General features: G+C 58.5%; 13 protein-coding genes and 1 tRNA gene. 8 read left to right on the top strand and 6 right to left on the bottom strand.

The genetic code is table 11. From position 1 onward, the window contains the following. Positions 1 to 55 precede the first annotated feature (55 nt). From AB7M22_RS14495 to AB7M22_RS14485, 3 genes are all read right to left on the bottom strand, one after another. Positions 56 to 271: a hypothetical protein gene (locus AB7M22_RS14495; RefSeq protein ID WP_454186814.1), complete on the bottom strand. Its 216-nt coding sequence runs from the start codon at positions 269 to 271 to the stop codon at positions 56 to 58. A 194-nt stretch (positions 272 to 465) separates the two neighbouring features. Next, positions 466 to 1,713, bottom strand: a complete 1,248-nt coding sequence (locus AB7M22_RS14490) for a reverse transcriptase domain-containing protein (RefSeq protein WP_454186813.1) — start codon at positions 1,711 to 1,713, stop codon at positions 466 to 468. 988 nt (positions 1,714 to 2,701) lie between these two features. Then, positions 2,702 to 2,789, bottom strand: a tRNA-Ser gene (locus AB7M22_RS14485). Positions 2,790 to 2,913: 124 nt separating this feature from the next. Between AB7M22_RS14485 and AB7M22_RS14480 the strand changes: the two genes are divergently transcribed. Next, positions 2,914 to 3,585, top strand: coding sequence for a Bax inhibitor-1/YccA family protein (locus AB7M22_RS14480; protein ID WP_034147218.1), 672 nt, complete (start codon positions 2,914 to 2,916; stop codon positions 3,583 to 3,585). Positions 3,586 to 3,672: 87 nt separating this feature from the next. Here the strand turns inward: AB7M22_RS14480 and AB7M22_RS14475 are convergent, their stop codons facing one another. Further along, positions 3,673 to 4,110 (bottom strand): Lrp/AsnC family transcriptional regulator, encoded by a 438-nt coding sequence (locus tag AB7M22_RS14475; protein ID WP_008006559.1) that lies wholly within the window; start codon positions 4,108 to 4,110, stop codon positions 3,673 to 3,675. Between the two features lie 135 nt (positions 4,111 to 4,245). Between AB7M22_RS14475 and AB7M22_RS14470 the strand changes: the two genes are divergently transcribed. After that, entirely contained in the window at positions 4,246 to 5,139 is an 894-nt protein-coding gene (locus tag AB7M22_RS14470) for a DMT family transporter (RefSeq protein WP_454186812.1), read from the top strand. 8 nt (positions 5,140 to 5,147) lie between these two features. On the opposite strand, the gene AB7M22_RS14465 is transcribed toward AB7M22_RS14470, so the two are convergent. Beyond that, the gene (locus tag AB7M22_RS14465) at positions 5,148 to 6,191 is read right to left on the bottom strand and encodes an FUSC family protein (RefSeq protein WP_454188814.1); all 1,044 of its coding nucleotides are present in this window, start codon (positions 6,189 to 6,191) and stop codon (positions 5,148 to 5,150) included. 44 nt (positions 6,192 to 6,235) lie between these two features. Then, positions 6,236 to 7,861: an NADP-dependent glyceraldehyde-3-phosphate dehydrogenase gene (locus tag AB7M22_RS14460; protein ID WP_454186811.1), complete on the bottom strand. Its 1,626-nt coding sequence runs from the start codon at positions 7,859 to 7,861 to the stop codon at positions 6,236 to 6,238. Between the two features lie 211 nt (positions 7,862 to 8,072). On the opposite strand from AB7M22_RS14460, the gene AB7M22_RS14455 reads away from it, so the two are divergent. From AB7M22_RS14455 to AB7M22_RS14430, 6 genes are all read left to right on the top strand, one after another. Further along, positions 8,073 to 8,960 (top strand): Dyp-type peroxidase, encoded by an 888-nt coding sequence (locus AB7M22_RS14455; RefSeq protein WP_454186810.1) that lies wholly within the window; start codon positions 8,073 to 8,075, stop codon positions 8,958 to 8,960. Between the two features lie 16 nt (positions 8,961 to 8,976). Further along, the gene (locus AB7M22_RS14450) at positions 8,977 to 9,945 is read left to right on the top strand and encodes a Gfo/Idh/MocA family protein (protein WP_454186809.1); all 969 of its coding nucleotides are present in this window, start codon (positions 8,977 to 8,979) and stop codon (positions 9,943 to 9,945) included. Positions 9,946 to 10,140: 195 nt separating this feature from the next. Beyond that, positions 10,141 to 10,893, top strand: a complete 753-nt coding sequence (locus tag AB7M22_RS14445) for a GntR family transcriptional regulator (protein ID WP_454186808.1) — start codon at positions 10,141 to 10,143, stop codon at positions 10,891 to 10,893. Between the two features lie 17 nt (positions 10,894 to 10,910). Continuing rightward, the gene (locus AB7M22_RS14440; RefSeq protein ID WP_454188813.1) at positions 10,911 to 12,641 is read left to right on the top strand and encodes a fumarate reductase/succinate dehydrogenase flavoprotein subunit; all 1,731 of its coding nucleotides are present in this window, start codon (positions 10,911 to 10,913) and stop codon (positions 12,639 to 12,641) included. Between the two features lie 25 nt (positions 12,642 to 12,666). Then, positions 12,667 to 12,912 (top strand): 4Fe-4S dicluster domain-containing protein, encoded by a 246-nt coding sequence (locus tag AB7M22_RS14435; RefSeq protein ID WP_003180418.1) that lies wholly within the window; start codon positions 12,667 to 12,669, stop codon positions 12,910 to 12,912. Between the two features lie 236 nt (positions 12,913 to 13,148). Continuing rightward, positions 13,149 to 14,552, top strand: coding sequence for an ABC transporter substrate-binding protein (locus AB7M22_RS14430; protein WP_454186807.1), 1,404 nt, complete (start codon positions 13,149 to 13,151; stop codon positions 14,550 to 14,552). The last annotated feature ends 145 nt before the right edge of the window (positions 14,553 to 14,697 follow it).

The raw sequence follows: 14,697 nt of genomic DNA, 5'->3' as shown, positions 1-14,697 counted from the left end.
GGGCGATCAAAGGGCCTACCCGAGACGGTCCGATAGGCCTTTGATGTGCAATCGGTTAACCGATATCCAATTTCTTCAATCGAGCCAAGCCTTGTCTGATATGGCCAGCGTTTTCACCTATGGTCCACAGAGCGCCACGGACATTTCCGCCCACTTCCTGTGCCCCTTGCGCCTCGATCAGCAGGGTCAACTCCATAATGGCCGCCTCTAGGGCCTGCTGGTTTTCGAACATCCTTTCCAGTACATCCGACAGTGAATAATCGCTTGGCATGGTGTCGATTCCTTTCGAGAAAACTCAAGCATAGCAGCGACGGTGTTCCCAATAAGTTATTGGCGTATGGGCAACTGGTTATGGCTACTTTCGACCGGTTGAATCCACAATCCAAAGCTGACGTTGATGGCCGCCATCCATCGGTTAAGGAGATATTGACGCGGGACGGCGTGAAAGCTTTTGCGCCCAAAATATTATTGATCAGTTGTAATCTGGGTGCTGCTCAGTAACCGGACCCCTAACACTCTCCTTCGTGTCGCGCCATCCGCCTTCCCTAGCACTGTTGTTTTTGTTGCTTCAAGAAGCATGAGCTGTTGCGAGACGAAATCGTCTAGGGCCTTCATGGATTGAGAGCCATTGCAGAACGTAAATGCCTTTCCCCATCCTAAGATGATCTTGTCGATTCGGTAGAGGGCTGATGAATACGAGTACTTACCGTTACCGTCTTTGTACTTTGCGTTGTATCGAAGGGCATGCGCGGCTGTGTCAAATTCGGCCCCCAGCTTCATTTTGAAGCGCTTACGAGTTGCTTCGCTAGGCTGGACTAGCCCTGGAGATACATTGCAGCCTAGGAAGTCGAAGCCCTTGTCTGTGGATCCCCGAGATGCTTTTACTTTGTCTGCACACGGGTCATATGCGCTCAAGCCAATTTTGCTTAGCTCCTTTAAAGCCCGGTTGAAGGCTCGATCTACATCGCTAAGACTTTCTCCAAGAAGCAGAAAGTCATCGATATAGCGAAGGCAGGTGATGCCATTGGCGTTCATGGCCACGTCGAAATCGGCTAGGTAGATATTGGCTAACAACGGCGATAAAGGTGAGCCTTGCGCTACACCTTCGATTCCTATCGGAAATATCTCGTCGAGCCCCTGCCGTCTCAAATCGTCGATGTTAGCGAGGTCGGTCGTGATTGCTAGGTCTAGGAGCTTGAGCGTTGCGTCGCAGTTAATGTGGGAGCGTAATAGGTCCTGGATACGGTCTTTATTTATCTTGGTAAAAAAGGCCGGTATGTCCGAACGAATATGGAATCGGGCACCATTCCGCATAGCATCCCTAGCGTCAGAGATGGCCATCGCAACGCGTTTCGCAGGTATTCCCCCATAGCTCGTTGAAGTGTCGAGCACTTTTCTAACAAAACGCACACGACGCTGTAGAACGTCGAGCAAGGCACGTTGAACCACGCGATTGGGGATAGGGGATAGCACCAAAGGACGAGATTTTCCGCCCGGCTTCTTTTGAGCAACTCCGGTCTGTTGAAGAAACGCGAATGTCCGTTTTGATAGAGATCGTTGAATTTCAATCAATGAATCAGGCAATCGACTCTCGAACTCTTCAGCGTCTCGTCTTATTTCGTCGGAGGACGAAAAGAACGCGCTACTGCGCACCTTCCTCCACGCGCCATAAAGGGTTCGTTGACTACAAATGTCCTTATACAGTCTGCTCACTAGACGATCCTTGTGTTGTTGGGCATCACCAGTTCTCTCTTACCCAACTGCTACAGGGACTAACTACCTTCGGGAGACCCAGATACCTGAACGGCTATCTTGGTCGCGACCCGCACAGCGCCCTCCGAAGAGATAACGCTGCCGTCTGGCAAACTCGGTTCAACGCCGCGTGGCGGCTCGACCAGCAAGCAGACGAAGCAGAGGGCAGCTACGAAGAGCCTAACTGCCGCACGCGCCACATTGGCACGTTTTTGCATGGACACATATTGGCCTCCTGAGCGCATGGGGTGCGAAGAATCGTACCTTTTTCGTCCTATCGGTCAACTGCGCCTCACGCAATTTGACGTCGAGCGCCGCACTGAAAATAAAGCTGCCAACCGTCTGGCGTGCCCAATAGAAGGACAGAGTTACGGTTGTTGACGCAGCAGTTAGGCAACACTCACTACCTTCGGGAGACCCAGATACCTGAACGGCTATCTTGGTCGCGACCCGCACAGCGCCCTCCGAAGAGATAACGCTGCCGTCTGGCAAACTCGGTTCAACGCCGCGTGGCGGCTCGACCAGCAAGCAGACGAAGCGAGGTCATAATAGCAAATTAATAGCTGATGGCTAGTACAGTCGAAGATAGTGGAATGATCCCTGATCAAACGTCCATTAATGGCGGTTGCTGCCTGTCGCCACTGGCAGCTATGGGTTGGAAAGCTCCAGGATGACGGCTTCAAGAGCGAGTTGATTTTCGTTGATCTTAGACAGCAGGAAAGGGAGTCGGTCTGAATGTGGCATCGCAATACTCGGTTTGAGGACAGCGTAGCATCGCGTTACGTGAAGGATGTTTAACGATTGGCAGGATGCCGGAGGAGGGGGGGTTAGCTGCTTAGTTATGGAACACTTCCATAATAGTAATGGAACACATGCCCAGCGGCGAGACTGTTGCCAAATCCCAGAAACGAAAAAGCCCTGAAAAATCAGGGCTTTGTCGGTACAAATATGGCGGAGGCGATGGGATTCGAACTCATGGACCTGTTACAGTCGACGGTTTTCAAGACCGTTGCCTTAAACCACTCGGCCACACCTCCGTTTGCGTTGCGGGCGCCATAATACCTGAATGAAACACACTGTCAAACTCTCTGCATGGCTTGTTACAGAGCGTCTGTTATGATCTTTGCGACTGAACGTTTCAAACCCAACAGGAGTGTCGCCATGCGCGAACAGGATTACGCAGTTAATAACAGCGTGCAGGCTGAGCAGCTAGAGGTTAGCCGCGTCCTGCGCAACACTTACGGCTTACTCGCCCTCACCCTCGCATTCAGCGGCGTGATGGCGTTTGTCGCGCAGCAGATGCGTGTCGGCTACCCGAATATCTTCGTGGTGCTGATCGGCTTCTACGGCCTTTTCTTTCTCACCAACAAACTCCGTGACTCGGCGTGGGGCCTGGTTTCTGCGTTCGCGCTGACCGGTTTCATGGGTTTCCTGCTCGGCCCGATCCTCAACCGCTACCTGGGTATGCAGGGCGGCGCGGAAGTGGTCAGTTCGGCCTTCGCGATGACCGCGCTGGTGTTCGGCGGCCTTTCGGCTTATGTGCTGATCACCCGCAAGGACATGAGCTTCCTCGGCGGTTTCATCACAGCCGGTTTCTTTGTGCTGCTGGGCGCGACACTGGCGAGCTTCTTCTTCCAGATCAGCGGTTTGCAACTGGCAATCAGCGCAGGTTTCGTTCTGTTCTCGTCGGTGTGCATTCTGTTCCAGACCAGCGCCATCATTCACGGCGGCGAGCGCAACTACATCATGGCGACCATCAGCCTGTATGTGTCGATCTACAACCTGTTCATCAGCTTGCTGCAACTGTTCGGCATCATGAGCCGCGATGATTGATCGCCAGCCTTGAGTAAAAAACCCGCTTCGGCGGGTTTTTTATTGTCTGTGAATTGGCTCAGTTCGTTGGTTTCAACAAAACACCACTCACGCCATTGGTGGCAGCCGGCGTTTGACCGGGGTCTTCTTGACGATGGCTGTGTTGGTTTCGGCGTGGCTGTTGAGGCGATCGAGGAGGGTGTCCAGTTGTTCCATCGAGCGCACATGCAGGCGGGCGATGAAGCAGTCGTCGCCGGTGACTTTGTCGCATTCGGTGAATTCGGGGATGGCCTGAATCTGTCGCTCCACTTCCTGCAGCTGGCCCGGTAACGGGCGGATGCGGACGATGGCCTGGAGTTGGTAGCCGAAGCATTTGGGGTCGATCTCGACGGTGTAGCCCTTGAGCACGCCACGTTCTTCGAGGCGGCGCAGGCGCTCGGCGACACTGGGCGAGGACAGGCCGCTGATCTGTGCCAGGGCCTTGAGCGAGCGGCGTGAGTCTTCCATCAGCGCGCTGATCAGCACTTGGTCGATGTCATCGGTCATGGCGAATCCCCTGTTAGGCAATCGGCTGAATAAGCCTTGATAAAAAAGGCAGAAGCCGAGTTTAGCCTGCTTTTTGCGCTGGAGAAGCCCCCCGGTGGATTGGCATACTTTGGGCTCAAACACAGGAGGTTGATGATGGACAAAACACTACGTCGCGGCTCATTCGAAATGACCGCCGCCATGCTGATTTCCGGGACGATTGGTTGGTTCGTGCTGGTGTCCGGGCAACCGGTGCTGGACGTGGTGTTCTGGCGCTGCGTGTTCGGTGCCGCCACCTTATTGCTGATCTGCGCGGCATTTGGCTTTCTGCGCCCTGGCATTTTGACGTCCACCACCTTCCTGCTGGCGGTGCTGAGCGGTGTGGCGATTGTCGGCAACTGGGTGCTGTTATTCGCGTCTTACTCCCGCGCCTCGATTGCCATTGGCACGGCAGTTTATAACGTCCAGCCGTTCATGTTGGTGGGGCTGGCCGCGCTGTTTCTGGGGGAGAAAATTACCCTGCAAAAACTGTTCTGGCTGGGCATTTCGTTTCTCGGAATGCTGGCGATTGTCAGCGCACATGGCGGGCAGGGCGAGGGCGGCAACGATTACCTGATGGGGATTGCTCTGGCGCTGGGGGCGGCCTTTCTGTACGCGATTGCCGCGTTGATCATCAAGCGCTTGACCGGTACGCCACCGCATCTGATCGCGTTGATCCAGGTCTGCACCGGCGTGCTGTTGCTCGCGCCCTTTGCGCATTTCTCGGCGATACCGCAAACGCCCAGTGCCTGGGCCAGCCTGGTGACCCTGGGCATCGTGCACACCGGTTTGATGTATGTGTTGCTCTACGGCGCGATTCAAAAACTGCCGACAGCGTTGACCGGCGCGCTGTCGTTCATCTACCCGATTGCGGCGATTTTCGTTGACTGGTTCGCCTTCGGCCATCGTCTGGAGCCGTTGCAATGGATCGGTGTCGCCGCGATTCTGTTGGCCGCCGCCGGGATGCAACAGGGTTGGGGCCTGAAGCTTCGGCGGGTGGCTACACAATAATCAGCATCTCAGATGTTCCAGCGCGGTGCGGTCTTCGCCAAGCGCTGGCGCATCTCGCCGATGTTCGCGGTCAGCTGTCGGGTCAGCAACTGGTAGCCATCCAGCGGGCTGTAGACCGGCGCATCGAGCGCTGAGTCCGAGGGCGATTCGGCTGGCCGGCTGAGCCGTTGCGAAGCGCCCGATTTCAATGCCCGAGCCATACCGATCAGTTGCACCCGAATTTGTCGGTGTTCGGCTTTCAATGCCGATTGCAGATGGGCCATTGCCTCGGAGTCATCGGCATTCGGTCGGCTATTGCCGAGGATTTCCAGGATGCTCACGCACATCCGCAGATTGCGCTGAATCGCATCGAGTTCGGTCATGGAAACCCGCACTTCCTTGGACACCGAGGGCATCAGTGAGCGCAGTTGAACCATGACTGCATTCAAGCGATTCATGAGCTTCAGGTGTTCGTCAGCGGTGACGGACTCACCCTTGATGATGCGGCCGTAGATTGCCGCGCAGTCGCGCAACGCATCGGCCAGGTTGTAGCGCCAGGAGTACACCGCATACAGCGGCAGGGCGAAGGAGAAGGCCAGTGCCAAGGCGATGCCGATCAGAATATCCACCCCGCGCCACAGGCCATCGGTGACCGGGTTGTCACCGTGCCCTGCGACGATAAATACGGTGATCGCCGACAACAGCGCCGTGTAACCGCCCTTGCCGATGGCGTGGTACGAGAAGAATCCGCACACCACCGACATCGCGAAATAGGTCAGCCACGGCATCCCGAGCCAGGCCTGTTGCGCCACCAGCAACAAGCCGACACCGGCCCCGATCAAAGTGCCGATGGCCCGCTCGGCGGCTTTTTTGCCGATATTGCCGTGGTGTTGCAAGCCACCGATCACCACCAGCATGGTCACCGACGCCCATTCGCCGTGGGGCAGGTGGATGCCGGTGGTCAGCAGGATCGTCGCCAGCAACCCCAACGAAACCCGCACCGCATGGATCAGTTTGGCGTGGCGGTAGCGCCGGTACGGGTCCAGCAACGGACGCAGTATCCGGCGCAACAGCGGTGGCAGTCGAAAGCCTCTAATGATGCTCAGGCTCGGTGTCCTCAGAAGATGTAGTCGGTGGTCAGGAAGCTCGAGTTTCGTCCGCTGATGATCTCGCTGAGAAGCTCTTTGCTGCTCTCCTGGAACTTGGTCGCCACCAGGGTCCGAATCGAAAACACTCGCAGCGCATCATGTACCGACAACGTGCCTTCGGCGGAGTTCTTGCGACCGTTGAACGGATAGGTGTCCGGACCGCGCTGGCACTGGGCGTTGAGGTTGATCCGGCCGACCTGGTTGGCGAAGGTGTCCACCAGTCTGCCGACCGCCACCGGGTTGGTGCCGAAAATGCTCAGCTGCTGGCCGAAGTCGGATTCCAGGACGTAATCGATCACGGTGTCCAGATGACGGTAAGGCACGATCGGTACGACCGGGCCGAACTGTTCTTCCTGGTAGACGCGCATCTGCGGTGTCACCGGGTACAACACGGCCGGGTAGAAGAACGATGCGCGGGATTCACCGCCGTTGGGGTTGACCACGGCAGCACCTTTGCTGACCGCGTCCGCCACCAAGGTGTGCAGATAATCGACCTTGCCTGATTCCGGCAAAGGCGTCAGGGCCACGCCGCTGTCCCACGGCATGCCGGGTTTGAGGCTGGCGAGTTTGGCGTTGAATTTCTCGATGAACGCCTCGACCACGTCTTCGTGGACGAAGAGGATTTTCAGCGCGGTGCAGCGTTGACCGTTGAACGACAGGGAGCCGGTGACGGCTTCGTTCACAGCATTGTCCAGATCGACCTCAGGCAGAACGATACCGGGGTTCTTCGCATCCAGGCCCAGCGCCGCGCGCAGGCGGTGAGGCCTTGGGTGGAGTTTTTTCAGGTCGCTGGCGGCCTTGTTGGTGCCGATAAACGCAAAGATGTCGATCTTGCCGCTGGCCATCAGCGCACTGACGGTCTCGCGGCCGCTGCCGTAAATGACGTTGATCACCCCGGCCGGGAAGCTGTCACGGAACGCTTCGAGCAGCGGGCGAATCAACAGCACGCCGAGCTTGGCCGGTTTGAACACCACGGTGTTGCCCATGATCAGCGCCGGAATCAGCGTGGTGAAGGTTTCGTTCAGCGGGTAGTTGTAAGGCCCCATGCACAACGCCACGCCCAGCGGAACGCGGCGGATCTGGCCGAGGGTGTCCTGCTCCAGTTCGAAGCGGCTGGAGCGGCGGTCGAGTTCCTTGAGGGCGTTGATGGTGTCGACGATGTAGTCGCAGGTGCGGTCGAACTCTTTTTCCGAGTCCTTGAGGTTCTTGCCGATCTCCCACATCAACAACTTGACCACCGCCTCGCGCTGTTCGCGCATGCGACTCAGGAAGGTTTCGACGTGCTGGATACGCTCGGCCACGCGCATGGTCGGCCACAGGCCCTGGCCGCGATCATAGGCGCGGACGGCAGCGTCCAGAGCAGTCAGTGCGGTGTCGGCATCGAGCAGCGGCGTGCTGCCGAGGATCACTTGTTCATCGCCATTCGCGCCGCTCAGGTACACCGGGCTGCGGACTTGAGCGAGGGGCCCGGACCAGGTTTTCAGTTCGCCATCGACCAGGTATTCGCGCTGCTCGGTCTGGCCGTTGAGTCGGTACTTTTCCGGGACGTTGTCGGCGGTGGGAAACAGGTTGCCAAGGATCTGTGCTGTGGTCATATCGCTACCCCGTCTGGATTGGGTGATGCACTGATGAATCGTTTTAGCAGACCTCGGACTCGCTTGTCATGACTCATCTTATGATTTTTTTGGCTCGGCAGCTGCTACAGGGCTACAGGGCTACAGGGCATGGGGCTGCGACCTTTTGCCCTGAAAACACACAAGTAACGATCCTGCGGTTAAACTTCGCATTCTTTCTGAAGGAGTTCATATGAGTTACTACCAGCCGGGCATTCTCGCCACCCCCGTTCCGCCTCAAGCTCGTCATATGTTCTTCGTCCTTGAATCCGCCGAGGCACTGCCGGCTGCGCTGGATAACCTGATGCGCCTGGTGGACGGAAAGTCGGCGGTGGTCGGTTTCGGTGAATCCCTGGTCAAGGCGCTGCACGCGCAGATCGATGGCTTGCGTGCCTTTCCTGCGCTGGTCGGTGTCGGCGTCGACAACCCGTCGACCCAACACGCGCTCTGGTGCTGGCTGCACGGTGTTGACCGTGGCGAACTGCTCAATCGCAGCAACGCGATCGAAGCCGCGCTGGCACCGGCCCTGCGTCTGGTGCAGATGAACGAAACCTTCCGCCACATGACCGGCCACGACCTGACCGGTTACGAAGACGGCACCGAAAACCCTCACGACGAAGCCGCTGTGGCCGCCGCGTTGTTGAGCGAAGGCGCGGACGGTCTGGTCGGTGGCAGCTTCGCCGCGATCCAGCAGTGGCAGCACGACTTGAAAGGCTTCCACGCGATGCCGTCCCATGAGAAGGACAACATCATGGGCCGGCGCCTGAGCGACAACGAAGAACTCGACGACGCGCCAATCTCTGCCCACGTCAAACGCACCGCTCAGGAAAGCTTCACGCCCGAAGCCTTCGTGGTCCGTCGCTCGATGCCGTGGATCGAAGGCGATCGTGCCGGCCTGATGTTCCTGGCCTTCGGTTTTTCCCTCGATGCGTTCGAATCCCAACTGCGGCGCATGAGCGGTCTGGAAGACGGCATCACCGACGGTCTGTATCGCATCAGCCGACCGATCACCGGCGGCTACTACTGGTGTCCACCACTCAAGGACGGTCGCCTCGACCTGCGCGCACTGCGCATCGGCTAAACCTCAAGGAGTGTCTATGACCGTGGTGCGCTGGGGCATGATTGGCTGCGGCAGTGTGGCCGAGCGCAAGAGCGGGCCGGCGTTCTACAAGGCGCCCGGCTCGGCGTTGGTGGCGGTGATGGGGCGGCGTCTGGAGGCGGTGAACGATTACGCCGCGCGCCACGGCATTGCCCGGGTCTACACCGACGCCGGCGCGCTGATCAACGACCCCGAGGTGGACGCGGTGTACATCGCCACGCCACCCGACAGCCATCACGCCTACAGCCTGCAAGTGGCTGCCGCTGGCAAACATTGCTGCGTCGAAAAACCGATGTCGCTGAATGCCGGGCAAAGCCGTGAGATGCAAAAGGTCTTTGCCGAGGCCGGATTGCACCTCTTCGTTTCCTATTACCGACGCTCGTTGCCGCGCTTCCAGCAGGTGCGGCAATGGCTTGCGGAAGGGCGGATCGGCGAAGTCCGACACCTGACCTGGACGCTGACCAAGGCGCCTTCACCCAGCGACCTTGGTGGCACCGATAACTGGCGCACCGATCCGGCGATTGCCGGCGGTGGTTACTTCGCCGACCTCGCCAGCCATGGCTTCGACCTGTTCCAGTACCTGTTGGGTGACATCGTCGAGGTCGCTGGTTTCGCCGAGCACCAGGCTGGCCTCTATGCCGCCGAAGACGCCGTCAGCGCCAGTTGGCGGTTTGCGTCCGGGGCGTTGGGCATGGGCTGCTGGAACTTCGTGGCGGACCGTCGCGAGGACCGGGTGGAGGTGATCGGCAGCCAAGGCCGGATCAGCTTTTCGGTGTTCGACGAGCACCCGGTACAGCTTGAAGCCGATGAACACCTCAGCCTGCACATCGAACATCACGAACACATCCAGTGGCACCACGTGCTGGGCATGAACGCCCACATCCGTGGCGAGACTCAGCACCCGGCGATAGCCGAACAGGCGTTGAAAACCGATTGGGTGATGGACCAGATCCTCAAGCGCGGCTGAAAGAAAACATCAAAAGATCGCAGCCTTCGGCAGCTCCTACGGATGTACGCAATCCCCTGTAGGAGCTGCCGAAGGCTGCGATCTTTTGATCTTCGCGTTTTGCGCGAATCTAACCTTATGCCCAAACAATATTTCTCAACCCTCGCACGGCCTCTCTAAGATCACGTCATAACTCGTTATAACAAGTGATCTTCCATGACCGATAACGTTCTTTCCCTCAGCAGCATCCCGCTGCACACCCAACTGCGCGATGTGCTGCGCGCCCGGATTCTCGACGGCGAATACCCGCAAGACAGCCAGATGCCCTCCGAAAGCGAGCTCGGCACGTTGTTCAAAGTCAGCCGCATCACCGTGCGCCAGGCCTTGGGCGATCTGCAAAAAGAAGGGCTGATCTTCAAGATTCACGGTAAGGGCACGTTCGTGGCCAAGCCGAAAACTTTCCAGAACGTCAGCACCCTGCAAGGTCTGGCCGAGTCCATGACCGGTCGCGGCTACGAGGTGATCAACCGCCTGCGCAGCTTCAAATACATTGCCGCCGACAAGCTTGTCGCCGAACGTTTACAGGTGACTGAAGGCGAGATCGTGGCGCAGATCAAACGCGTGCGGCTGATCAATCGCGAGCCGATTTCGCTGGAAATTACGTATCTGCCCAAGGCCATCGGCGAGCGGCTGGAGAAGGCCGACCTGGTGACGCGCGACATTTTCCTGATCCTGGAAAACGACTGCGGCCTGGCCCTCGGGCACGCCGATCTGGCCATCGACGCAGTGCTGGCCGACAGCGACCTGACCCAGGCGCTGAACGTCGAACCCGGCTCGCCGATCATGCGCATCGAGCGTCTGACCCATAGCGCCGATGGCCAGCCACTGGACTTCGAACACCTTTACTACCGCGGCGATGCGTTCCAGTACCGCTTGCGGATCGACCGGCAAAAAGGGGATCAGGCATGACCCACAGCTCCAGTTCCATGATTAGAAAGACGCTCGAACAGGAATACGACATCGTCGTGATCGGCGGTGGCACTGCCGGGCCGATGGCGGCGATCAAGGCCAAGGAACGCAACCGCGATTTGCGCGTGCTGTTGATCGACAAGGCCAACGTCAAACGCAGCGGCGCGATCAGCATGGGCATGGACGGGTTGAACAACGCGATCATTCCCGGCCATTCGACACCGGAGCAATACACCAAGGAAATCACCATTGCCAACGACGGCATCGTCAATCAGGCCGCGGTGTATGCCTACGCGACCCACAGCTTCGAAACGATCGAGCAACTGGACAGCTGGGGCGTGAAATTCGAGAAGGACGAAACCGGCGATTACGCGGTCAAGAAAGTCCACCACATGGGCGCTTACGTGCTGCCGATGCCGGAAGGGCACGACATCAAGAAAGTTCTGTACCGCCAGTTGAAACGGGCAAGGGTGAGCATCACCAATCGGCTGGTCTGCACCCGCTTGCTGACGGACGAGGAGGGCGCGGTCAACGGTGTGATGGGCTTCGATTGCCGCACGGCCGACTTCCATGTGATCAAGGCCAAAGCAGTGATCTTGTGCTGCGGCGCCGCCGGGCGTCTGGGTTTGCCATCCTCGGGTTACCTGATGGGCACCTACGAAAACCCCACCAATGCCGGCGACGGTTACGCCATGGCTTATCACGCCGGGGCTGAGCTGGCGAACCTTGAATGCTTTCAGATCAACCCGCTGATCAAGGATTACAACGGCCCGGCCTGCGCCTACGTCACCGGCCCGCTGGGCGGCTACACCGCCAACAACAAGGGCGAACGCTTCATCGAGTGCGACTACTGGAGCGGGCAGATGATGTGGGAGTTCCACCAGGAACTCGAAAGCGGCAACGGCCCGGTGTTCCTCAAACTCGATCACCTGGCCGAAGAAACCATCCAGAATATCGAAGAGATTTTGCACAGTAACGAGCGCCCGAGTCGCGGTCAGTTTCACGCCAATCGCGGCACCGACTACCGCACGCAGATGGTCGAGATGCATATCTCCGAAATCGGTTTTTGCAGTGGCCATTCGGCGTCCGGCGTGTGGGTCAACGAGAAGGCCGAGACGTCGGTGAAGGGTTTGTACTCGGCGGGTGACATGGCGGCGGTGCCGCACAACTACATGCTCGGCGCGTTCACCTATGGCTGGTTTGCCGGCACCAACGCGGCGGATTTTGTCGCCGAGCGCGAGTTTTCTGCGCTGGATGCGGATCAGATCGAAACAGAAAAGGCTCGGGTTTACGCACCGTTGGACCGCGAACACGGGCTGCCGCCGGCGCAGGTCGAGTACAAGCTGCGGCGTTTTGTGAACGACTACCTGCAACCGCCGAAAGTGACCAGGAAGATGCAGATCGGTCTGCAACGCTTCAATGATATCCAGCGCGATCTGGATCAGATCAAGGCCCACAACGCCCACGAACTGATGCGCGCCATGGAAGTCAGCATGATTCGCGACTGCGCCGAAATGGCCGCCCGCGCTTCGTTGTTCCGCGCCGAAAGTCGCTGGGGGCTTTACCACTATCGGGTCGACCACCCGCAACGCAACGACAGCGACTGGTTCTGTCATTGCCACTTGAAGAAGGGCGATGACGGCGCGATGACCAGTTTCAAGAAAGCCGTCGAGCCTTACATCATCCCGCTGGACGCCGAAGAAATGCAGGCCTACGACCGGCTGCGGGTCGGTGCCTTTGCTGCCTGAGCATCACCCAAGAGAGAAACCGCCAATGGCCTATCAACCCCAGGAAATCTTCTTCCGCTCCAACGCCCCCGTCACGGTCGACGAGGACAAATGCATCGCCCACAAAGGCTGCACCGTGTGCGTCGATGTGTGCCCGATGGACCTGCTGGCGATCAACCCGGCCACGCAAAAGGCCTATATGGCGTTCGACGAGTGCTGGTACTGCATGCCGTGTGAAAAGGACTGCCCGACGGGCGCAGTGAAAGTTGAGATCCCGTATCTGCTGCGTTGACTGTCAGGACGCCATCGCGAGCAGGCTCGCTCCCACATTGGATCGAAGCCAGCCGAAAGTCCTGAATACACCGATAAACCTGTGGGAGCGAGCCTGCTCGCGATGAGGCCAGCCCAGACAACCACAAAGCCATCCGGTAACCCCCGGACGCTTGCTTCAAAACACCCCTCGTTTCCCACCACGCCCTGATCGTGGCGGAGACGAACATCCTATAAATGATTCGAGGGGATACACCTATGTTGCGTGCAGCATTTGCCGGTCTGGTACTGGCTTCATTCACCTTGTCGGCTTCAGCCGAAACCATCCGCATCGCCATCGGCACCCAGGACACCACCATCAACTGCGCCGCCGGCGGTCTGTTGATTCGCGAGCTCGGTCTGCTGGACAAATACCTGCCCCACGACGGCCCCTACAAGGACGCCCAATACGAGGTGCAGTGGAAGAACTTCACCAGCGGCGCGCCACTGACCAACGAGATGGTCGCCGGCAAACTCGACTTCGGTGCCATGGCTGATTTCCCCGGTTCGTTCAACGGTGTGGCGTTCGAAACGGCGGGCAAGCACAGCCTGTTCATCAGCGTGCTGTCGGGCAGTATCAAGGGCAGCGGTAATGGCATCGTGGTGCCGAGCGCTTCGGGCGTGCAGTCGTTGGCCGAACTCAAAGGCAAGACCATTTCCGTGCCATTCGCGTCCACCGCCCATGGCATGTTGTTGCGCGCGGTCGCGGCTCAAGGCTGGGACCCACTCAAGGATGTGAACATCATCGCCCAGGCGCCGGAAGTCGCCGGTTCCGCGTTGCAGGCCGGCAAGATCGAAGCTCACGCCGACTTTGTGCCGTTTGCCGAACTGTTCACCAGCCGCGGTTTCGCTCGCAAGATTTATGACGGTTCCCAGGCCAACACGCCGACCTTCCACGGCGCCTTGGTCGATCAGAGCTATGCGAAAAAATACCCGGAAATCGTCGTCGCCTATCTGCGTGCGAGCATTGAGGCCAATCAGTTGCTGGCGGCGGAACCGGAGAAATACAGCGAGCTGATCGCCAAAGTCACCGGCGTCGATGCCGAGGTCAACTACTTGTTCCACGGCCCGCTGGGCGTACAAACCCGGGACCTGAGCTGGAAGCCGGAATACCGTCAGGCGGTGGGCACGGCCATCGATACCCTCAAATTGTTGAAGAAGGCTGATCGTGGGCTCGATCTGAATACCTTCATCGACGACCAATACATCCGCGCCGCGTTCAAGGCCTCGAAACTGGACTACACCGCGCAACTGGCCAACTACGCACAAACACCTCTGAAGGCGGTGGATGCGCTGAACGGCAAGGCCATTACCGACTTCAGTCATGTGGCGGAAATCTGGGTGCGTGGTGAGCCGAAAGTCCGCCAATACGCCTCGGCGGAATCGGCATTTACCGCGTTAGCCAGCCTGAAGCAGGAAGGCAAAAACATCCGCGCGGTGTATGCCCAGGCCAGTGACAGCGGGATCAAATTGCTGGCGGATCAGGCGTGGTTTGCCAGCGATGGAAAAGGGCACCTCAGCGCGTTCCTGCTCAAAGGCCAGGCCCAACAATTCGCCACGGCCCAGGGCGGCAAAGTCTTCGACTTCACCGACGCCACCACCCAGGCGGTAGCCGTCCGCTAACTCCCAAACAACTCGGTCAACTGTGGGAGCGAGCCTGCTCGCGAAAGCGGTGGGTCGGTCGACATCGATATTGAATGTCGAACCGCCTTCGCGAGCAAGCCCGCTCCCACAGGGAGAGAAGTCGTACGCAAATACTGAGTTCACC

Source organism: Pseudomonas sp. ADAK2 TE3594 (assembly GCF_053628675.1).
Note: the sequence above shows the minus strand (reverse complement) of the source record. Positions and strands in the feature narration are given on the sequence as shown.